This window comes from Asticcacaulis sp. P2_C5, from assembly GCF_056404555.1.
This window is the reverse complement of record NZ_JBFUDU010000003.1, coordinates 443,304-463,626: the sequence shown is the minus strand read 5'-3', so window position 1 is coordinate 463,626 and position 20,323 is coordinate 443,304. Positions and strand designations below refer to the sequence as shown.

The 20,323-nt window shown below is 62.0% G+C and carries 13 protein-coding genes; 9 read left to right on the top strand and 4 right to left on the bottom strand.

The features are described from left to right. Positions 1-33 precede the first annotated feature (33 nt). The gene (locus tag AC1DXO_RS07985; protein WP_476977590.1) at positions 34-384 is read right to left on the bottom strand and encodes a DUF2200 domain-containing protein; all 351 of its coding nucleotides are present in this window, start codon (positions 382-384) and stop codon (positions 34-36) included. A 137-nt stretch (positions 385-521) separates the two neighbouring features. Here AC1DXO_RS07985 and AC1DXO_RS07980 point away from each other — a divergent pair, with 137 nt between their 5' ends. The 3 genes from AC1DXO_RS07980 to AC1DXO_RS07970 all read left to right on the top strand — a co-directional run bounded on the left by AC1DXO_RS07980 (position 522) and on the right by AC1DXO_RS07970 (position 6,436). Beyond that, a complete protein-coding gene (locus AC1DXO_RS07980) occupies positions 522-1,229 on the top strand; it encodes a hypothetical protein (RefSeq protein WP_476977589.1) in 708 nt (235 codons plus the stop codon). A gap of 200 nt (positions 1,230-1,429) precedes the next feature. Further along, a complete protein-coding gene (locus AC1DXO_RS07975; protein WP_476977588.1) occupies positions 1,430-3,526 on the top strand; it encodes a putative bifunctional diguanylate cyclase/phosphodiesterase in 2,097 nt (698 codons plus the stop codon). Positions 3,527-3,724: 198 nt separating this feature from the next. Next, positions 3,725-6,436, top strand: a complete 2,712-nt coding sequence (locus tag AC1DXO_RS07970) for a glycoside hydrolase family 3 C-terminal domain-containing protein (RefSeq protein ID WP_476977587.1) — start codon at positions 3,725-3,727, stop codon at positions 6,434-6,436. A 265-nt stretch (positions 6,437-6,701) separates the two neighbouring features. On the opposite strand, the gene proS is transcribed toward AC1DXO_RS07970, so the two are convergent. From proS to AC1DXO_RS07955, 3 genes are all read right to left on the bottom strand, one after another. Beyond that, the gene (gene proS, locus AC1DXO_RS07965; protein ID WP_476977586.1) at positions 6,702-8,246 is read right to left on the bottom strand and encodes a proline--tRNA ligase; all 1,545 of its coding nucleotides are present in this window, start codon (positions 8,244-8,246) and stop codon (positions 6,702-6,704) included. 120 nt (positions 8,247-8,366) lie between these two features. Further along, positions 8,367-9,650 carry a hypothetical protein gene (locus AC1DXO_RS07960; protein WP_476977585.1) on the bottom strand — a complete coding sequence of 428 codons (1,284 nt, stop codon included), beginning with the start codon at positions 9,648-9,650 and terminating at the stop codon, positions 8,367-8,369. A gap of 104 nt (positions 9,651-9,754) precedes the next feature. Further along, entirely contained in the window at positions 9,755-11,791 is a 2,037-nt protein-coding gene (locus AC1DXO_RS07955) for an AsmA family protein (protein WP_476977584.1), read from the bottom strand. A 286-nt stretch (positions 11,792-12,077) separates the two neighbouring features. Here AC1DXO_RS07955 and AC1DXO_RS07950 point away from each other — a divergent pair, with 286 nt between their 5' ends. From AC1DXO_RS07950 to AC1DXO_RS07925, 6 genes are all read left to right on the top strand, one after another. Next, complete coding sequence (locus tag AC1DXO_RS07950; protein WP_476977583.1) at positions 12,078-12,833, top strand: ImuA family protein; 756 nt, start codon at positions 12,078-12,080, stop codon at positions 12,831-12,833. After that, positions 12,748-14,277: a DUF6504 family protein gene (locus AC1DXO_RS07945; protein ID WP_476977582.1), complete on the top strand. Its 1,530-nt coding sequence runs from the start codon at positions 12,748-12,750 to the stop codon at positions 14,275-14,277. Before AC1DXO_RS07950 ends, AC1DXO_RS07945 begins: the two co-directional genes overlap by 86 nt. Then, a complete protein-coding gene (locus AC1DXO_RS07940; protein WP_476977581.1) occupies positions 14,274-17,507 on the top strand; it encodes an error-prone DNA polymerase in 3,234 nt (1,077 codons plus the stop codon). Before AC1DXO_RS07945 ends, AC1DXO_RS07940 begins: the two co-directional genes overlap by 4 nt. Before the next feature lie 244 nt (positions 17,508-17,751). After that, positions 17,752-18,159: a helix-turn-helix domain-containing protein gene (locus AC1DXO_RS07935; RefSeq protein WP_476977580.1), complete on the top strand. Its 408-nt coding sequence runs from the start codon at positions 17,752-17,754 to the stop codon at positions 18,157-18,159. Between the two features lie 104 nt (positions 18,160-18,263). Next, positions 18,264-18,464 carry a hypothetical protein gene (locus tag AC1DXO_RS07930; protein ID WP_476977579.1) on the top strand — a complete coding sequence of 67 codons (201 nt, stop codon included), beginning with the start codon at positions 18,264-18,266 and terminating at the stop codon, positions 18,462-18,464. 142 nt (positions 18,465-18,606) lie between these two features. Beyond that, positions 18,607-20,301 carry a hypothetical protein gene (locus AC1DXO_RS07925; RefSeq protein WP_476977578.1) on the top strand — a complete coding sequence of 565 codons (1,695 nt, stop codon included), beginning with the start codon at positions 18,607-18,609 and terminating at the stop codon, positions 20,299-20,301. Positions 20,302-20,323: the final 22 nt, after the last annotated feature.

The following is a 20,323-nucleotide window of genomic DNA, read 5'->3' as shown; positions in this document are numbered from 1 at the left end:
CGACACGCTTTACCGAGTTGGATTGCGGTGATGCTATTGCCGCAGGATCTTCGCCATCGCCTTGCCCTTGGCGAGTTCGTCGATCAGCTTGTCCAGATAGCGGATTTCGCGCATGCTTGGCTCTTCGATCTCTTCGATCCGCACACCACAGATCACGCCGGTGATCAGGGTTCGAGCAGGGTTGAGCCTGGGCGCTTCGGCAAAGAAATGTTCGAAATCCGTCTTCGCCGCTAGCAGGCCTTCAAATTGCGCCTGGCTGTAGCCGGTCAACCAGCGGACGATCTCGTCGACCTCGGCTTTGCTACGCCCCTTCTTTTCCGCCTTGGCAATATAGTGCGGATAGACGCTGGCGAAGCTGACGGAATAGATGCGGTGTTGGGTCATGGGGCCTCCGGTCCGGATACCATGATGACGCGCTCCATCGCCAATTGGCAAGACGGGTCCGAACGATCACGGAAAGCAGACGCATCGAAATTTTGCACATATTCGGCTAGGTTTATGGCCTTCGTGGAGGTCAAACCATGCCCAAGATACTCGAAACATGGACCGTTTTGCCACATGGGTCCCTAACCCTGGTCGATGATGGCATCTGGACGGTCACCGGCGAACTGCATATGCCGCTGACGCCGCTGGAGCGCCGGATGACGATTGTCCGCCTGAAAGACGGCGACCTGATCATCTACAGCGCCATTGCCCTGGATGAACGGCAGATGCAAAGGATCGAGGCCGCGGGACGGCCAGCCTGGCTGGTCGTGCCCGGGGACCATCATCGCACCGACGCCAAGATCTGGAAGGATCGCTATCCGGATATCAAGGTCGTGGCGCCGGCGGGCGCCCGCAAAGCCGCCGAAGACGCGGTCCACGTCGATATGACCGAGCCGGATTTTCAGGACGATGAGGTGAGCTTTGTCACGGTCAGGGGTTTGGCCGGCCATGAGGCGGCGCTGATCGTGCGGCGCAAGGCGGGTACGACCCTGATCGTCAATGATATTATCGGCAATATGCCCAGGGGCTCGGGGTTTGTTTTGCGCCTCATGGGATTTGCCGGCGACGAACCGCATGTCCCGGGCCCCGTCAAATGGGGGCTGAAGGACAAGGCGGGTCTGCGCCAGCAATTGCTGAGTTGGGCCAGCCAGCCCGCCCTCAGGCGGATCATCATGTCGCACGGCGAACCGGTCGTGGTTGCGCCGGGAGATGCGCTTCGCAAACTGGCCGATACGCTTGGCTAAGGCGGGTTGCGGTATAGATACACGTCCGCCGCCCCGCTCGCGAGGTGGTACAGGGGTTACCCTTGTCATGCTCCCGCCGCCTGAAAATTCGCACGCCCCTGATTAAGCGATTGGAAATGCAACCCGTGTAGCATGACCGACAAAAGTACCCTTTACGTGACGGTCCGGCAGGTTCGTCATGCGTAGTGCAGGAAACGGGCGTGGCGATAAATCAGGGACGAACAGACGGGGACCAGATTGGCGACCCGAACAGGGCGATCGACATCCTGTTCGAGCGCAATCCTATCCCCATGTGGATTTTCGATATCGCGACCCTGCATTTCGTCGCGGTCAACCCCGCGACCTGCGCGCTGTACGGCTACAGCAAGGATGAGCTTATCGGCAAGTCCATCCTCAAGGTGCATCCGAGCGAAGACTGGGCGGCGGTTCGTCACAATGCCACGGCGTTGGATACCTTTGTCGCGCCGGAACAGTGCTTTACCCACGTCAAGGCCGACGGGGACAGGATTCAGATCGTCCTGTTTGCCCAGCGTATCGACTATCTGGGCAGGGATTGCGGCGTCGTGTGGAATATCGACGTCACCGAACGCCAGCAGGCCTCGCTCGAACTGAAGGGCACGCAGATCTTCCTCGACGCCGTTGTCGAAAGCATTCCCTCCATGGTGTTCGTCAAGGACGCCCAGGATGGCCGCTTCGTCCTGCTGAACAAGGCGGGTGAAGAGCTGTTGGGCATCCAGCGCAACGATCTGATCGGCAAGACGGACTTCGATCTCTTCGATGTCGCGGATGCGGAACGGTTCCGCCGGGCGGATCAGGCCGTCGTCGCTTCCGGTGAGCTGATCAGAATTGAAAATGAGCCGCTGAGCACGCCCTATGGCATGAGATCCCTGCGAACGCAGAAAATCGGCGTGCCGGGTATCGACGGCAAGCCACGCTATCTGCTCGGAATATCTGAGGACGTTACGGAAAAGCTCCGCGTCGAAGAGCGCAGCCGGCATCTCGCCCTGCACGACGTCCTGACCGACCTTCCGAACCGCCTGAAGTTCCAGAACCTGCTCGATCACCATATGGACGGTACGCAGTCGCGCGAAGATTTTGCACTTTTGCTGCTCGACCTGGATCGCTTCAAGGCCGTCAATGACAGCCTCGGGCACCACGCCGGCGACGATCTGCTGCGCCAGGTCTCGGGGCGCATGCTGGCCCATATTGGACAAGACGACATCGTCGCCAGGCTGGGCGGCGATGAATTCGGGGTCATCCATCGCGGCCCGATCAGCGAGGACAGCGCCGCGCAACTGGCGAAGCGCCTGATCGCTGCGCTCTGCGAACCCTTTGTGCTTGACGGCCACATCGTGTCGATCGGCTGCAGCGCCGGTCTTGCGTTGCGCTCCCGGCACGGCAGCAGCGCCGATGCCCTGATGAAACGCGCGGACCTGGCCTTGTACGCCGCCAAGGCCACCGGCAAGGGCGATTACACCTGGTTTGAATTCGCCATGGAGGAAAAGGCGGATCGCCAGCGGATTCTGCGCCAGGAGCTCAGCACGGCGCTGGAGAAAAACGAACTCCATATCGACTACCAGCCGATCGTCAGTACAAGATCCGGCCAGATTGTCTGCTTCGAAGCCCTGCTCCGCTGGCGCCACCCGACGCGCGGCCTGATTTCTCCGGCCGATTTCATTCCGGTCGCGGAATCGTCGGGCCTGATCGAACCGATCGGGCGCTGGGTCCTGCAACAAGCGTGCAGTGACGCCGCCAAATGGCCGGCTGGTATCGGCGTGGCGGTCAACCTGTCGCCGCAGCAGTTTACCGGCTTCACCCTGGCGGCCGATGTCATCCGGGCTCTTGATGACTCAAGGCTTGCGCCAAATCGGCTGGAGTTAGAAATTACGGAATCGGTATTTCTGAATGACAGTCTGGAGAATGTGCGAATTCTCCATCAACTGAAGCAACTGGGCATCCGCATCGCGCTGGACGATTTCGGCACGGGCTATTCGAGCCTGGCCTATCTGCGCCGTTTTCCTTTCGACAAGCTCAAGATCGATCGTTCGTTCATTACCGACCTGACCTCGTCGCCGGAAAATCTGGCCATTGTGCGCGCGGTCATCGGCCTGGGTAAAAGCTTCCACGCCGTTGTCACCGCCGAAGGCGTCGAAACCGGGGCGGAATATGCCTGCCTGGCCGACGAGGGCTGCGATCAGGCGCAAGGCTATCTGTTGGGACGCCCCATGGCGGTAGAGGCCGTACATAATCTCCTGCATGCCCATGACACCTCGCGCCGTCAGGGAGCAAGCCTCTGAACACAGGCGCGTGGTGGCCTGACCAATCTGCCCGGCATTGTCTGATCTCTCTTGACGAAAAAGCGGTTTCGCTGATACCGCTGACATGACAGCGCTGCCAGACGCGCATCATTAGTGACGCCTCATGTTTATCCAAAAACGGGACCGCCCGTGCGGTGGCGCCACTTTTGGGCATGAGGCTTGGCCTGAGGAAATGCCATGAACCATCTCCCCGTCCGTTCTGGCCGTTGGCTGATGTCCGCGGCCCCTTTTGCCCTGATTGCCTCTCTGGTCGCCTCTGTCGCCATGCCCGCCCTGGCGCAAACATCGGACGCCTGCAAGGACGCACCCTGCGCTTTTCTCGATAAGAGCCTGACGCCGGAACAGCGCGCCCGTGACCTGGTCGGCCGCATGACCCTGGAAGAAAAAGCCGGCCAGATGCAGGACAATGCGCCGGCCATTCCGCGGTTGGGCCTGAAGCGCTACGGCTGGTGGAACGAGGTCCTGCACGGCCTGGCCCGCGCCGGTCACGCAACGGTTTATCCGCAAGCGATCGGACTGGCGGCGACATGGGACCCCGACCTGATGCACAGTATCGGCGACGCCATCTCGGTCGAAGGCCGTGCCAATCACAATGCGGCGCTGAAGCGAGATCCGACCGGCACCGACCGCTATTTCGGCGTCAACTACTGGTCGCCCAATATCAACATCTTCCGCGATCCGCGCTGGGGGCGCGGCCAGGAGACCTATGGCGAAGATCCGTACCTGACCGGCCGCATGGCGGTGGGCTTCATCACCGGCATCCAGGGTGATGATACCCACTATTACAAGGGCGTGGCCACCGCCAAGCACTATGTCGTCCATTCCGGGCCGGAATCGACGCGCCACTTCGTCAATATCGATCCCTCGCCGTTCGATGTCGAAGACACCTATACGCCGGCCTTCCGCGCCGCCATGGTCGACGCGAAGGCCTATTCCCTGATGTGCGCCTATAATGCGGTCAATCGCGCGCCCATGTGCGCCAGCCCGATGATGCAGCAGCAACTGCGCCAGGACTGGGGCTTCAACGGCTTTATCGTCTCGGATTGCGATGCCGTCGCCGACATCTATACCGGCCACAAGACAGAGCTCGACGCCGCCGCGGCTTCGGCCGTATCGGTCAGGGCCGGCACGGACCTCGATTGCGGCAAGGCCTATCAGGCCATTCCCGACGCGGTGAAACGCGGCCTGCTCAGCGAGGCCGAGGTCGACCGGTCGATGGAGCGGCTGATGGCAGCGCGCATCCGCATGGGACTGATCGACGGCGGCATCTATGACCAGATCCCGGAAAGCGCCATCCATTCGCCGGAGCACAAGGCCCTGGCGCTGCGGGCGGCGGAAGAATCGATCGTGCTGCTGAACAACAGCAAGTCGGTCTTGCCCCTGAACGGCCATGAGCGGATTGCGGTGATCGGGCCCAATGCCGCCCTGCTACAAAGCATCGAAGGCAACTATACCGGATCGCCGATCGACCCGTCCCTGCCGCTGGATGGACTGCGCGCGGTCTATGGCGACCGGCTCAGCTATGCCGCCGGCTCGGCTTTGGTCAACGGCATGCGCTCGCCGATCCCGACGACCTTTCTGCGCGTGACGGCCGACAGCAGCGAGGCCGGATTGAAGGGGGAGTATTATGACAATACGACCTTTGACGGCGCGCCGAAGATGACGCGCACCGACCCTCTGATCAATTTCGACTTCTACCGTTCGGCGCCCGAAGGCTTCAAGCCATTGGGCTTCAGCGTCCGCTGGACCGGCGTCATAACGCCGCCGGTGGCCGGCACCTATCAGATCGGCTTCCGCATGGCGCCGCGGTCCGGTCAGCCGGCGCTCAATATCAAGGTGTGGATCGACGACCAACTGGTGGTGACGCCGGAACTGGTCGGTTTCACGGCCACGCCGGCGCCGTGTCCGACTGACGCCTGCCCACCGCCTGGGCATCTGGTCGATTACAGCTTCAGCGACACCAAACCTCACAAGGTGCGCATAGATTACGTCCGCACGACCGATGATCGCGCCTCGTCGTTCGACTGGGTGGCGCCGGCTCAGGTCCTGATCGACGGCGCCGTGACAGCGGCGAAGGACAGCGATGTAGTGGTCGCCTTTGTCGGCCTGTCGCCCGACCTGGAAGGCGAGGAGATGAAGGTCGATGCTCCGGGTTTTTCGGGTGGCGATCGCACGGCCCTGGTCCTGCCTGAGGCCCAGCGCCGGATGCTGGAGGCGGTGAAGGCGACCGGCAAGAAGCTGGTCGTGGTCTATTTGACCGGCGGCGAGATCTCCGATCCGTGGGTCGAGGCCAATGCCGACGCCCTGGTCCAGGCCTGGTATCCCGGCGAGCGCGGCGGCGAGGCCATTGCCAATATCCTGACGGGCAAGACCGATCCCTCCGGCCGCCTGCCCTATACGATCTACCGCGATATCGCCCAGTTACCGGCCTTCGAAGATTACGGCATGAAAGGCCGAGCCTACCGCTACTTTAAGGGCGATGTGCTGCATCCGTTCGGCCAGGGGCTGAGCTATACGACCTTTGCCTATGACAAGCCGGTTCTGTCGGCCAAACGCATCAAGGCCGGGAACGGCGTCAAAGTCGCGGTAACTGTGCGCAATACAGGCGGACGCGACGGCGATGAAGTGGTGCAGCTGTATGTCAGGAAGCCCGGAGATACGGCCAATCCGGTCCTGGCCGGCTTCCGGCGCATCCATCTGAAGATGGGCGCATCGCAGACCGTGGAGATCGCGCTCGACGCCCGCGCCCTGTCGCAGGTCGATGTGAGCGGCAAACGCAAGGTCGTGGCCGGCGACTATATGGCATATCTCGGCGGCGGCCAGCCGGGCCATGCCGATACCGTGGCAGCCAAGCTTTCAGTCACCGGTGAGGCTGCGGTGGCGAAGTAAAGCAAGAAGCCCCACCACCACATCTCGTCAATAGCTTCGCTACGCTACGCATTTCCTCGTGCGGCCCCCCTCCCCAAATTTCTGCGAAATTCAGGGATGTATAAAAAAATTACTTATACATCCCTGAAAATTCAAAGAATTTTTGGGGAGGGGGACCGCCCAAGACAAGCGCAGGGTGGCGTGCCACCCGAAGCCTTGGCGAAGGGTGTGCCTGCCGGCGAGGCTGGTGGGGTGTCTTGCTTTCTTAAAGCCGTGCGTTCACCAGTTAGTAAGCCCTACCGACCAGGATTTCCTCGACCGCAGCGGCACCGGTGAAGATACAGCTACCGGTCGGCGCCGCCTGCCCCATCGGCACATTGCGCAGGGTCAGTTTCAATGTCTTCAGACGCTGGCCGACCTCTTCCAGCGCGTCGCCGGAAGGCTTGGCCCAGCCGACCTTGACCCAGCCCTTGAACTCGGCCGCCTCGTCGTCATCCTTGGCGGCACCGAAATAGGCGGCCAGGTCGTCGAAGCTCGTAATGTCCGAACGGATATTGTCGTCGAGGCGTGCCTTGGCCTCGGCAAACAGATTGGCCTGGATTTCCTCCAGCAGACCGCTGGCCGCGGCGACGAAAGCGTCGAACGCCAGGGCCTGGGACTGGACCTTGTCGCCATCGCGCAGGCGGTCGCGGCGCATGAAGGTGACATTGCCGTTCTCGACGTCGCGCGGTCCGATTTCGCAGATGACCGGGGCGCCGCGACGGACCCAGTTCCAGCGCTTTTCGGCCGACTTGATCGGCTTCTTGTCGACCAGGACGCGGATGGGCGCCCCGACAGCCGTCTGCGCCATCAGCGCCTTTGACAAGCGGTCGGCAAAGTCGAGCACGGCCGCGTCCTCGGGCTTGTCGCGCAACATCGGCACAATGACGATCTGGCGCGGCGCAATGGCGGGCGGCAGGCGCAGGCCGTCGTCATCGCCGTGGGTCATGATGACGCCGCCAATCATCCGCGTCGAAACACCCCAGCTGGTGGTATGGCAATAGGTCAGTGCCCCTTGCGCATCCTGGTAGCGGATGTTCTGCGCCTTGGCGAAGTGCTCACCCAGATAGTGCGAGGTGCCGGCCTGCAGCGCCTTGCCGTCCTGCATCATGGCCTCGATCGAATAGGTGGCGACCGCGCCGGGGAAGCGTTCGTTTTCCGGCTTTTCGCCGGCAATCACCGGCATGGCCAGGGTTTCCTCGGCGAAGCTGCGATAGACCTCCAGCATGGTCAGGGTCTCGTCGCGTGCCTCGGCCTCGTCGGCATGGGCCGTGTGACCTTCCTGCCAGAGGAATTCCGTCGTGCGCAGGAACAGGCGCGTGCGCATTTCCCAGCGCACCACATTGGCCCACTGGTTGATCAGCACGGGCAGGTCTCGATAGCTGTTGATCCAGCGCTGGAAGGCGTCGCCGATGATGGTTTCCGACGTCGGACGAACGATCAAAGGCTCTTCCAGCTTGGCGTCGGGATCGGGAACCAACTTGCCGTCGATATTCTTCAGGCGGTGATGGGTCACCACTGCCATTTCCTTGGCGAAGCCTTCGACGTGCTCGGCCTCCTTGGCGAGGAAGCTCAAGGGGATGAACAGCGGGAAATAGCAGTTTTCGTGGCCGGTGGCCTTGATGCGGCGATCCAGCTCGGCCTGGATCAGTTCCCAGATGCCGTAGCCCCACGGCCGGATGATCATGCAGCCGCGCACCGGGCTGATCTCGGCCAGGTCCGCGTCACGGACCACGGCCTGGTACCATTCCGAAAAATTGGCGGAGCGGGTGACATTAAGGGCGCGTTGCATTGGGGAAGACCTCTGGTGAATCTTCCCCCTGATAGAGATTTGACCTGTGCATGTCCAGTGCGCAGGAAAAACACCTTCCCGTGTATTTTTTCAGATCAAACGCCGTAGTACAGCTAATGCCTAATTGCGGTTATAGCCGCGTATGCCCGGGATCGCCAGCGGTGGCATCCTGTCGTCCGGCGTAACCTTGGGTATCGGATGCGTGATCTGGCTGACGGCACGCGCGCTGCCGACCGGAAGAAGGGTCACTACCTGACCCGATGGCGCCAGGCGTATGGACCAGATATCCTCAACGACGACGATGGGAAATCCGGTCTCGTTCCAGCCCTCCTTGACCTTGAAAGGCTTGCCCAGGCCGTTGGGTTCGGCCCCGGAATAGACAAAGAAGACGGGAGGGTTGACGAACAAGGTCCTCGTTCCGTCGGCCCCGACCAGATAGATCGGCAGTTGGTCGATCTTGGGCGTTTTGGGAACAGGCAGATCGAGACTGGCCACCGAACTGCTCAGCCGGACATTGACGGTCGCGCCCGAGCCCGGATCATTGACAATGAGCGGATAGGGATTGCCCGGCTTGGTGCTGAAGCCGTCGAAAGCCACCTTGTGCGGTCCCGCCTCATAGATGTCGAAGGCAATCAGATTGCCGTGGCTATACAGAGGCACGAGGGTCGACCATTGGAAACTGACGCCATAGATGGCGCCGCCCTTCATGCCGGTGACCAGGCTGTCGGTAATCGTCGGCGCCGTCGCAGCCGTCGGCACCTCGTCGGTCAGGATCATGTTGACGCCCGAAACATCATTCGGGATGTCGGCGACGCCGATATAGATCGGCCCCTGATCGCCATTATACGGATAGTTCATGCCCTGGATCTGCGACGCCTGGGTCTCGTACTGCCACAGCAATTCGCTCTGCGCTTTGCTAAGGCCCGGGAACTGAGCGGCCAGCATCTGACCGTCACGCCCTGCCACCTTCAGCCCGATCGGTGCATCCGCAAAAGCCGCGTGCAGGACCATGGTGGAGCTGGTGATCAGGCAACCATAGCCCTGGATCGCGCCGGTCAGGGCCTGTGATGTGATAAGATTGGGTTTGCCGTCCTTGTCAAAGCTGCCGTCATGGACCATGCCGTTGGCATCGGCCAGGGTGTCGACATAGGCCTTGAGGGGGGCGGTCAGCGCAGGATCACCCTGCCCCAGCAGCGGCATGTTCCGCACTTTGCAGGTGTTGGCCAGCAGGTCGCACGTCAGATTCCCGCTGATCTTTTGCGTGACCGGCTTGAAACCGGATTTTACGATGGGCGTATTCGTGACGGGCTTCAGGACCGGCGAGGTGCCGCTTACGGCAGGCATGGCGGATAAGGCAAGAGCGATCGCCAAAGTCGCGGCGGAGGCCAGGAAGGTCGTGCGCATTTTCATCCCCGTAATCTTGTTATCCGGGAATTATGCGCGCACGGGCTGCGGCTGGCCATAGGTTCATGAAAAATTACTGGAATTTTTCAGCTCAGGCGCTGTCCCTACTTGCGCCCGCCCGCCGTCGACGCGCCTTCGGCCCGGGCCTGCGACATCAGGTCGGCGCAGTTGGCGTTTTTCGCCGTGTCCAGATTGATAAAGGGCACGATGGTCTGGAACACGGCCGCCAGGCCGCCCTGAACGATGGCCGTTTTCGGATCTACACCGAAGGTCGGCGCCGTCAGATGTCCGCCGATGATGATCGGCGCCTGGATACGGATCAGACGGAATTTCTTGGGCTTGCCCTTGAAGACCAGTTTCATGCTCTCATCCTTCAGGTTGATGGAGCCCTTGCCATTGACCAGCACGACACCGGTATCGAAGACGATGGTTTGTGCCTGCATGACGCCGTCTTTTATGGCGAAGGTGGCCACCGCGCAACGCACCTCCGTCTCATGCTTGTCCTTGGTCAGCAGTTGGAACAGACCCTTGGTCGCGTCGATCCCCATCAGTTCGGCGAAGCTCTGGCGCATAGTGCCCCCGGGCATGACCACGGCCAATTCGCCATTGGCTGTGCCTGCCGCCTTGTGCACAGTATTGCCGCCGCCCGTCGCCCGGATCCGGGCGTTCAGCACGCCTTCGACCGGGGACGAGCCGCTGATCTTCGGGGCGAAATCCTGGACGCGCAGCCCGGTCAGGCGAAAATCGATGGTGTTGCGCTGGTTGTCGGTTCGCGCGTCGATCTGCGCCGTGCCCGTCAACTGTCCCTGCGGGAAGGTCAAGGCGATAGGATCTAATGTCAACAGGCCGTGGTCGAGAACGACGCCCAGGCTGACCTGGCGTAGCGGCACGCTGTTGGTGTTCACCGACAGGGCGCGATAATGCACCTTCGCGTCCATGCCCCGCACCCGCGCCACATCGAGCGGCGCATCCGGCATCAGACGACGGGCGCCACGCGTGGCCTGAGGATTGGCCGCCAGTTTGGGCGCCACTGGCGCATTGGCGTCGGTCGCCCCGAACAGCGATCCCAGGTCGCGGAAATTTAGCACGCGCGAGCTCAGGTCACCCGTCATATAGGGCCGGCCATTGCGGTTGGTATCGACCTTGAGCGCGCCCTCCAGGTCGCTGGCGCCGACACGACCGCGGATGCCCTTGATATCGTAGAGGCGCTCATTGCGCGTCACCTGGGCTGACAGACGATAGGCTGAGGTATTGGGGAAGGACAGACCCGTCAAATAGTAGAGGTCGGCCAGGTCGCTGCCGCTCACCGAAACATCGCCTGCCAACTGACCGAGGTTGAACGGGTGAAGTACCCGGCCCTTTGCCGTGATACGCGTATTGCCGGCGCGTACGGTCATGTCGAACGGATAGGGCACCGAAGACCTGACGTTCAGCAGCGGTCCGCCGGTGGCCTTCAGTTCGAAGATCTTGCCATTGAGTTGCCCATCGCCCGTCAGGGCAAAGGCCTGGCCGCCCTCTTGGGCCTTTTCATGGGCATTGACGATCCCCTTGAAAGTCATGTTGCGTTGCAGGCTGGTCAGGGTCAGGTGGCCATCCTGGATGATGAAGTTACGGATCAGGGGCAGCTTCGTCGGCTTGCCTTTTTCGACGCCATCGCTGAAATCCCAATTGGCCCGGCCTTCCTTGTCCTGGAACAGAAAAACAGTCGGCTTGTCGACAACCAGTTGCGGCAGGACAATGTGACCGTAGAACAGCGGCAGCAGTTCTGTGGATACGCTGATGCCGCCGATATCGGCCAGGGTTTGTTTGGGGGCCCAGTTGGGCTCGCCGATCTTCAGCCCGCCCACCGTGGCCGACGGGGTAAAGCTCAACAGATGGGCGCGCAGGTGACCGTCGATACGCACCGGACGGTGAATGCGGCTGGAGATAATGCGTGACAAGGTCGGACGGAACCAGTCCCAGTTGGTTTGGCCCAAAAACAGGATCAGCGCGACCACCAGCGCTATTACGCCGCCGATAATCCACAGGACATAGCGCGGCAGACCCATCAGTCGGGCCCACAGCCCGCGGGCCATATGGCGCAGCCATGTCCAGGTTGCCAGGGCAAGGGCGTGGGCTTTGGCGAGAATCTGGGCGAGCATTTGGCTCGCACGATCCTTCGCGGACGACGGCACAGGCTTTTGTCCGGGCACAGGTTTTGCGACCGCCGGATCAGGCCTGTGAGGATGCGCGCCCTTTATTCCGCCGCTTTTCATAGTACCGGCCTTTGCATGCAACAGGAGCCAGAGCCTAGGCAGGGCGGCATTAGAAATCGATACAGGAGGGGCGGCCTGCATATTGCTTCCCGGCCTGTCTTGACTCTTGATACGTTTAAGAACAAAACATGAACATTAATCCGAAGAAATCGGAACCGTTACCCGGTGCATCATGTCCACGTCCGTTTCATCCGTTGTCGAGTCGTTGCGCCAGGGCCTTAACCGGCTCGAGACTGGCCATGTTTGCCATGGCGCCCTGCCCTTCGGTCTGGACCTGATAGATTGTCGTCTGCCCGGTGGCGGCCTGGCGCTGGGTGCGCTGCATGAGATCGCCGGCCTCGAGGCCGACACCGTCAGCGGCGCGGCGGCCGCCCTGTTCGCCGCCGGCATTGCCGCACGCACCCAAGGTGCGGTCCTGTGGTGTCTCACACGTCCCGACCTGTTCGCGCCGGCCCTGGTCCAGGCCGGGCTTGATGCCGATCGCGTCATTTTTTTCGAGGCCGGGGACGAAAAATCCCTGATGGCCGCGTTCGAGGAAGGCCTGCGCCATGGCGGTGTCGGCGCCGTGATCGGCGAAATCAGCCAGCTTAACCTGACCCAGTCACGCCGCCTGCAACTGGCGGCCGAGACCACCGGCACGCTGGGCCTGGCGGTCCGACGCTGGCGCCGGCCCGAAGACGCCAAAACCTTCGGCCTGCCCAATGCCGCCGCCACGCGCTGGCGAGTCGGCCAGATGCCGTCTTCCGTCCTGCCGGTGCGCGGTGTCGGACGGGCGTGCTGGCGGCTGGAGCTTGTCCGCTGCCGTGGCGGAAACGCGGCGCAATTCGATGTGGAGGCTTGCGATGACCAGGGTCGTCTCGCTCTGCCTGCCCAACTGGTCTATCGACCGGTTGCGCAGGTCGATGGGCAGCGCCGCGCCGTCTTCTGACGCGCCGTTCGTCCTGAAAGGCTCCGATGGCCGCCGCCGCCGCGTCGTCACGGCCGCCAATGACGCCGCCCGATCCCAGGGGGTCATGGTTGGCATGCCGCTGACCAAGGCCCAGGCCCTGGTCGAGGACCTGATCATCTGCGACAGCGACCCTGTGACCGACGCAGACGGTCTCGACAGGCTGGCTGTATGGGCTCTGAAACGTTATGCGCCTGTCGCGGCCGCCGATCCACCGGACGGCCTGATCCTCGATACCAGCGGCGCCGACCATCTGCTGGGCGGAGAGCCTGCCATGTTGCGCGATATGGTCGCGCAATTGGTGGCCATGGGCGTGACAGCCCTGGTCGCTGTCGCTGACACCTGGGGCGCCGCCCACGCCGCCGCCAGATATGGCGGACGCCGCGGCCATATCGTCCCGCCCGGCCAATCCGCCAAAGCCTTGCTTGACCTGCCCGTGGCGGCGCTAAGATTGCCGGATGACATGGTACGCAGCCTGTGGAGTCTCGGCTTCGAGCGTATCGCGCAACTGGTGGCGCAGCCGCGCGCCCCCCTCACCCTGCGCTACGGCCCCGAACTGGGGCGCCGTCTCGACCAGGCTTTTGGCCGTTTGCCGGAACCGATCCCCTCCATCCACGTGCCCGAAATTCCGCAGGTGAAGCGCGTCTTCGCAGAGCCGATCGGCGCTCCGGAAACCCTGGCGCGCTATACGACACAGCTGATCCACAAGCTATGCGACCTGTTGGAGGTGCGAAGCCAGGGCGCGACACAGCTCGACCTGTTGTTTATCCGGGTCGACAACCATGTCGAAGCCGTGCGCGTACGCCTGGCCCAGCCGTCACGCGATGCCAAGCGTCTGGCCCGGCTGCTGTGCGACAAGATCGAAACCGTCAATCCCGGCTTCGGGATCGAAGTCATGCGACTGGCGGCGACCGGCTGTGAGCCGCTGGTCCTGAAGCAGATCGAAACCCTGGACGGCACGGGGACACAAGGCGATATTGCCGGCCTGATGGACATACTGGCCAATCGTTTCGGCGCCGAGCGGCTCTACCGCCTGGCGCCCATGGCCAGCGATGTGCCGGAACGCTCGGTGCGCAAGGTACCGCCCCTGTCATGCGAACCTGTAACAAGCCCGAATATGGTGGCCGGTCCGCGTCCCGCCCGGCTGTTTGCAAGGCCGGAAGCCATCACTACCATGGCCGAACTACCCGACCATGCGCCCGGCGTCTTCTGGTGGCGCGGCCACCGCCGCCGTGTCCTGCGGGCCGATGGCCCCGAACGCATCCGCGGCGAATGGTGGGTCCAGTCGCACGAAGCCTTCAAGGTGCGCGACTATTTCCAGGTCGAAACCGAGACTGGCGAACGCTTCTGGATCTATCGCAGCGGCGATGGCGAACACAAACATACCGGTCCCCAGTCGTGGTTCCTGCACGGCATCTTCGCATGACCAGTTATGTCGAACTGCCCACCTATATCGAACTACAATGCGCCTCCTACTTTTCCTTTTTGCGCGGGGTCAGCGCACCGGCTGAGCTGTTCGCCCAGGCGAAATCACTGGGCATGGACAGCCTGGCCATCACCGATCGCGGCAGCCTGGCCGGCATGGTCCAGGCCCATATGGCGGCCAAGGCGCACGGTATGCGCCTGATCGTCGGCAGCCGGCTGGACCTGACCGACGGCACGGCCCTGTTGGTCTACCCCACCGACCGCCCGGCCTATTCGCGCCTGTGCCGACTTCTGTCGGTCGGCAAACGCCGCGCCGGCAAGGGCAAGTGCAGCCTGACCTGGGAGGATATCGAACTGTATGGCGAAGGCCAGGTCTTCACCCTGCTGCCTGACCAGGTCGATGAGATCTGTGCCCGCAATCTGCGCCGGTTGTCCGGCTTGTTTGGCGACTTTACCTATCTGGCCCTCACCCTGCGCCGGCGGCCCGGCGACGCTCTGCGCCTTTACAACCTGGACCGGCTGGCGCGCGATGCCGGTGTGGCGACGGTGGCCACCAATGATGTCCTGTTTCACGATCCCCTGCGCGAGCTCCTGCAGGACGTGGTCACCTGTATCCGGCACAATTGCACGATCGACGAACTGGGCCAGCGCCGCGAACGCCACGCCGATCGCTATCTCAAATCGCCGGACGAAATGGCCCGGCTGTTCAGGGACTATCCCGATGCGGTCACACGTACGCGTGAGATCGCCGATCGCTGTCGCTTTTCCCTCGATGAACTACAATATCAGTACCCGGACGAACGCAACCATCCCGGCATTCCCGCCCAGGAAACCCTGGAAAGCTTTGTCCGCAGCGGCGCCAAGGTACGCTACCCGGCGGGCGTGCCGGACAAGGTGGCGGCACAGTTGCAGGTCGAACTGCGGCTGATCGAAAAGCTGAACTACGCGGCCTATTTTCTGACCGTGCATGATATCGTCGCCTTTGCCCGCTCGCAGGGCATATTGTGCCAGGGGCGCGGCTCGGCCGCCAACAGCGCCGTCTGCTACGTACTGGGCATTACCGCCGTCAATCCGGTAGATCATAACCTGCTGTTTGCGCGCTTTATCTCCGAAAACCGTAACGAACCGCCCGATATCGACGTCGATTTCGAGCACGAACGCCGCGAAATCGTCATGCAATGGGTGTTCGAAACCTATGGCCGCAACCACGCCGCCCTGTGCGCCACGGTCATTCGTTATCGTGCCAAGGGCGCGCTGCGCGACGTCGGCAAGGCGCTCGGCCTGCCGGAAGACCTGATCAAGACCCTGTCGCAGCAGATTCGTGGCTGGTCGACCGACGTCAATACGGACCATATGCAGGGCCTGAATCTGGACCTGACCCAGACACGTATCCGTCAGGCCATCGTCCTGGCCCAGCAACTGACCAATGTCCCCCGTCACCTGTCGCAGCATCCCGGCGGCTTTGTGCTGACGCGCGACCGACTCGATGAACTGGTGCCGATCGAACCCGCCGCCATGAAGGACCGCCAGGTCATCGAATGGGACAAGGACGATATCGAGGCGCTGAAATTCATGAAGGTCGACTGCCTGGCGCTCGGCATGCTGACCTGCATGAAGCGCGTGTTCAATTTCCTCAAAGCGCACAAACAACTCGATATCGAGTTGGCCGACATACCGGCGGATGACACGCCGACCTACGATATGATCTGCAAGGCCGACACGATTGGTGTGTTTCAGATCGAAAGCCGGGCGCAGATGTCGATGTTGCCGCGCCTCAAACCGCGCGTCTTTTACGACCTGGTCATCGAGGTCGCCATTGTCCGCCCCGGTCCTATCCAGGGCGACATGGTTCATCCATTTTTGCGCCGGCGCAATGGACTTGAAAAGCCTGACTTTCCCAACCCCGCGCTGGAGGAAATCCTCGGCCGAACCCACGGCGTCCCCCTGTTCCAGGAACATGCCATGCGCGTGGCCAGCGTCTGCGCCGGCTTCAGCGACGATGAAGCCGACCATGTCCGGCGCAGCCTCGCCACCTTCAAGCACACCGGTGGCGTGGCGGCCTTCAAGGACAAGATGCTGGAGGGCATGAAGAAGAACGGCTATGACGACGCGTTTTCCAACCGCATGGTCAACCAGCTCCAGGGGTTTGGTTCCTACGGTTTTCCGGAAAGCCATGCCATTTCGTTTGCCGGACTGGCCTATGCCTCGTCATGGATGAAGTGCCATCATCCCGAGGTCTTCTGCGCCGCCCTGCTCAATTCCCAGCCCATGGGCTTTTACGCGCCGGCGCAACTGGTACGCGACGCCCGCGAACACGGCGTCGAAGTCCGCCCGGTTTGTATCAATGCCTCGCACTGGGACTGTACGCTTGAGCCGTGTCCGAATGGCCGCCTGGCTGTTCGCCTGGGCCTGCGCCTGGTCAGGGGCCTGGCTAACAAGGACGCGGCGCGTCTGGTGGCGGTCCGCGACGAGCCCTATGCCTCGATCGGCGACCTGTGGCGACGCAGCGAACTGTCCGTATCCACCCTTGTCACCCTGGCCGAGGCCGATGCTTTTTTCCCGCACCTGGGCGTTAGCCGTCGCGACGCCCTGTGGACCTGCAAGGGACTGCGTGACACGCCTCTGCCCCTGTTCGATGCCGCGCGTACGGACGACGTCCACGAACCGGCCGTCACCCTGGCGCGCATGCCAACCGGCGGCGAGGTCGTCGCCGACTATGGCCATGTCGGCCTCAGCCTGCGCCGCCATCCCGTATCGTTCGTACGGGAAACCCTGACGGGACGCGGTGTCGTCACCTGCCGCGAAACCAATGCCCAAAATGACAAGAGCCATGTCATCGTCGCCGGCATGGTCCTGGTGCGCCAGAAACCCGGCACGGCCAAGGGGGTGATGTTCATGACCATCGAGGACGAAACCGGCATCGTCAACGCCGTCATCTGGAACAAGCTGTACGAGGCGCAACGCCGCCTGATCCTGTCGGCACGCATGGTCGCCATTTCCGGCCAGGTCCAGAAGGAGGGCGAGGTCGTCCATGTCGTGGCGCGGCGACTGAGCGACCTGACGCCGGAACTGGACAGTGTCGGCCACTGCGACGAAGCCTTTCCCGTCCCCAACAGTCGCGGCGATGAATTCCGTGGCGGTGAACCGGGCGCCGACCGCCGCACCCTGTCACGCGGTGCTTTAAAGGGCGAAGTGGACATACTGCGCATCAAGTCGCGAGATTTTCATTAACCGGCAGAGCGGAAATTCAAGGTCAGAACGCCAAATAACGCTACCTGAAATATAGTTACTCAACTTAAGCGGCTTTTAACTGGTCAATTATGCCCCGATCAAGCTAAGGCTCACAACAACGTCACAACCATTAAGTATCGATATATATTTTACCACTTACGTTCCCTTTCTTTTACCATGATTGAGTTTTAGTTTGCGTAGCAAAGCCGCGACTCGCGATGCGCCTGAAGGACTAGGATTATAGATGGAAGATGCCGGGAACGCTCCCCACCCGATCGATTTGCATGTCGGCGGTCGCGTCCGCATGCGCCGAAAGTTCTTAGGAATGAGCCAGGAAGACCTGGCAAAGTCGATCGGCCTCACCTTCCAGCAGGTCCAGAAATATGAGCGCGGCACCAACCGAATCAGTTCGTCCAAGCTGTGGGACATCGGCCTGTCCCTGAAGGCGCCGGTTGAATATTTCTTCGAAGGCTACGGCGAAAACGAAGCCGTCGAGGGTATTTCCGACTCCGACTCGGAAAGCTATGTCCACGGGTTTTTGATGACCACCGAGGGCATCGAACTGGCCGAGGCTTTCCCGCGTATCAAGGCCCCCCGCCTGCGCCGCAAGCTCCTCGATCTGGTCCGCACCCTGGCCGAAGAAAGCCTGTAACATTTGCCCGCAGGCGGGTCATACGCGCACTACCGTCGCCATATTCCTTATTGATCTCTTATACGGCGCAGCGTCTGCTTATTGAAAAATAAGGAGGAATCGCGATGGATCTCGATCACGAATTTCTGGTACCGGAATTGGAATCCGCAGATACTTCGGACTACATCCGCATGGCGCGCGAAGTCGCGGACGATGCCGACCGCCTGACGCGTATCGACCCGAACAACGTCGCCTTGCCGTTGCTGGCCAAGCTGGCCAAGGTCCTGGAAGCGCGCCTGCATCACGATCTTGATCTCAGCGAATAGTAGCCTGCGCCCACGCAAGCCACACGCCAATACAGCATAAATTACCCTGCCGCGCTCCTTTGGCGCGATTGACATCTTGCCTGCTGGTAGCACCAAAGCTACACATGCAACCCATGATTAATCGCCTTCCAGGAGTCTGCTCATGACCATCGCCGCCGACATTCTCTGGTTCAAGACCCAATTCGCCGCCCGCATGAAGCCGGCCCTGGCCGGCACGCCGCTCGATGTCGATATGCTGTGCGCCATCGCCTATCAGGAGACCGGCAGCCTGTGGAGCGTGATGCGCCATGACGCAAACCTGACCGCCGACCAGATCGCCGCCCTGTGCTGTGGCGACATGCTCGATTTCGACAAGGGTCGCCGCGCCTTCCCCCGCACCTTCGAAGACCTGATCGCCGCTCCCAAAGGCCAGGAGATGTTCGCCATAGCACGCAAGGCACTGCTGGACATGGCAGCCCGCGTTCCGGGCTACGGCTCTGCCAATACGCGTCCCAAAAAATTCGCCCACGGTTACGGCGTCTTTCAGTACGACCTGCAATTCTTCCTGGTCAATCCCGACTACTTCCTCGAAAAACGCTATGAGATTTTCGAGAACAGCCTGGCCCACGCCGTCGACGAACTGAAAAAGGCCCTCAAGACCCTGAAATTGCAAAACGCGGCGACCATCACCGATCTCGACTTCTGCCACGCCGCCATCTGCTACAATACCGGCGGCTTCGTAGCGTCAAAGGGTCTCAAACAGGGCCATGCCGACGGCGGCGTGTTTTACGGCGAGCATATCCGCGACTTCCTGCACATCGCCCGAACCGTCGCGACACCCGGCACGCCGCCGGTCGTCCCGGCGTCGCAGCCCGGCACCACGACACCCCCACCGGCCGGCAAGATCACCGCGACCGGTCCGGCCTTTGTCGTCGACACCACCACAACCACACTGCGTTTGCGCAGCGAAGCGAAGGTCAGCGTGCCCGGCACCGCCAATGTCATCGCCGAGTTGCCCGACGGCCAAACGGTCCAGTCGGTCACCGGTACCCCGGTCAATGGCTTTATCGAGCTCGAAGTCATGCTTGGTGGCAAGTTGTTCCACGGCTTTGCCGGTGCCCAGTTCCTCAAACCCGCGCCTGTCAAGCCTCCGGCACCCGCCCCCGCGCCACCGGTCCACATTCCGGCCGCCGTTCTCGCCAATCCTGCCGGCACGCTTACCAAACGCACCGCCCGCGCCGGCGCCCTGCCGCTCAACGAACCCGCCATGCCCGGCCGCACCGCCACTGATCCAGCGGGCCTGCGCGCGGATCTCGGCAAGATCATCGACTATCTCGCCTGTGACGACGTCCGCCACACGCGCTATCAGCCGCGCGACGGCCTGACCTTCTGCAACATCTACGCCCACGACTACTGCACCCTGGCCGGTGCCTACCTGCCGCACGTCTGGTGGACCGGTCCGGCCCTGCTCAAGATCGCCGCCGGCCAAACCCTGGAACCGAAGATCGCCGCTACCGTCGATGAGGTCCGCGCCAACGACCTGTTCCGCTGGCTGCGCGATTTCGGCCAGGACTTCGGCTGGCGCCGCGCTTCGGGCCTGACCGAGCTTCAGGGTCACGCCGACATGGGCGGCATCGCCCTGATCGTCGCCCGGCGCAAGGAGGACGGCAAGTCGGGCCATATCGTCTGCGTCGTGCCGGAAACCCAGGACGAGATGTGCAAACGCGACGCCAATGGTTTTGTCACCATGCCCCTGCAAAGCCAGGCCGGCGCGGTGAACTTCCGCTACAGCCGCAGCACGCTGAACTGGTGGCTCGATCCTAAATTCGCCGAAGCCGCCTTGTGGATTCATGCTTAGCCACAGCAAAGGGCCTCCGGCG

Coding starts and splice junctions, on each gene's coding strand:
- AC1DXO_RS07985 (WP_476977590.1), bottom strand. CDS start 384: ATGACCCAACACCGCATCTATTCCGTCAGCTTCGCCAGCGTCTATCCG.
- AC1DXO_RS07980 (WP_476977589.1), top strand. CDS start 522: ATGCCCAAGATACTCGAAACATGGACCGTTTTGCCACATGGGTCCCTA.
- AC1DXO_RS07970 (WP_476977587.1), top strand. CDS start 3,725: ATGAACCATCTCCCCGTCCGTTCTGGCCGTTGGCTGATGTCCGCGGCC.
- proS (WP_476977586.1), bottom strand. CDS start 8,246: ATGCAACGCGCCCTTAATGTCACCCGCTCCGCCAATTTTTCGGAATGG.
- AC1DXO_RS07960 (WP_476977585.1), bottom strand. CDS start 9,650: ATGCGCACGACCTTCCTGGCCTCCGCCGCGACTTTGGCGATCGCTCTT.
- AC1DXO_RS07955 (WP_476977584.1), bottom strand. CDS start 11,791: ATGCTCGCCCAGATTCTCGCCAAAGCCCACGCCCTTGCCCTGGCAACC.
- AC1DXO_RS07950 (WP_476977583.1), top strand. CDS start 12,078: ATGTCCACGTCCGTTTCATCCGTTGTCGAGTCGTTGCGCCAGGGCCTT.
- AC1DXO_RS07945 (WP_476977582.1), top strand. CDS start 12,748: ATGACCAGGGTCGTCTCGCTCTGCCTGCCCAACTGGTCTATCGACCGG.
- AC1DXO_RS07940 (WP_476977581.1), top strand. CDS start 14,274: ATGACCAGTTATGTCGAACTGCCCACCTATATCGAACTACAATGCGCC.
- AC1DXO_RS07935 (WP_476977580.1), top strand. CDS start 17,752: ATGGAAGATGCCGGGAACGCTCCCCACCCGATCGATTTGCATGTCGGC.
- AC1DXO_RS07930 (WP_476977579.1), top strand. CDS start 18,264: ATGGATCTCGATCACGAATTTCTGGTACCGGAATTGGAATCCGCAGAT.
- AC1DXO_RS07925 (WP_476977578.1), top strand. CDS start 18,607: ATGACCATCGCCGCCGACATTCTCTGGTTCAAGACCCAATTCGCCGCC.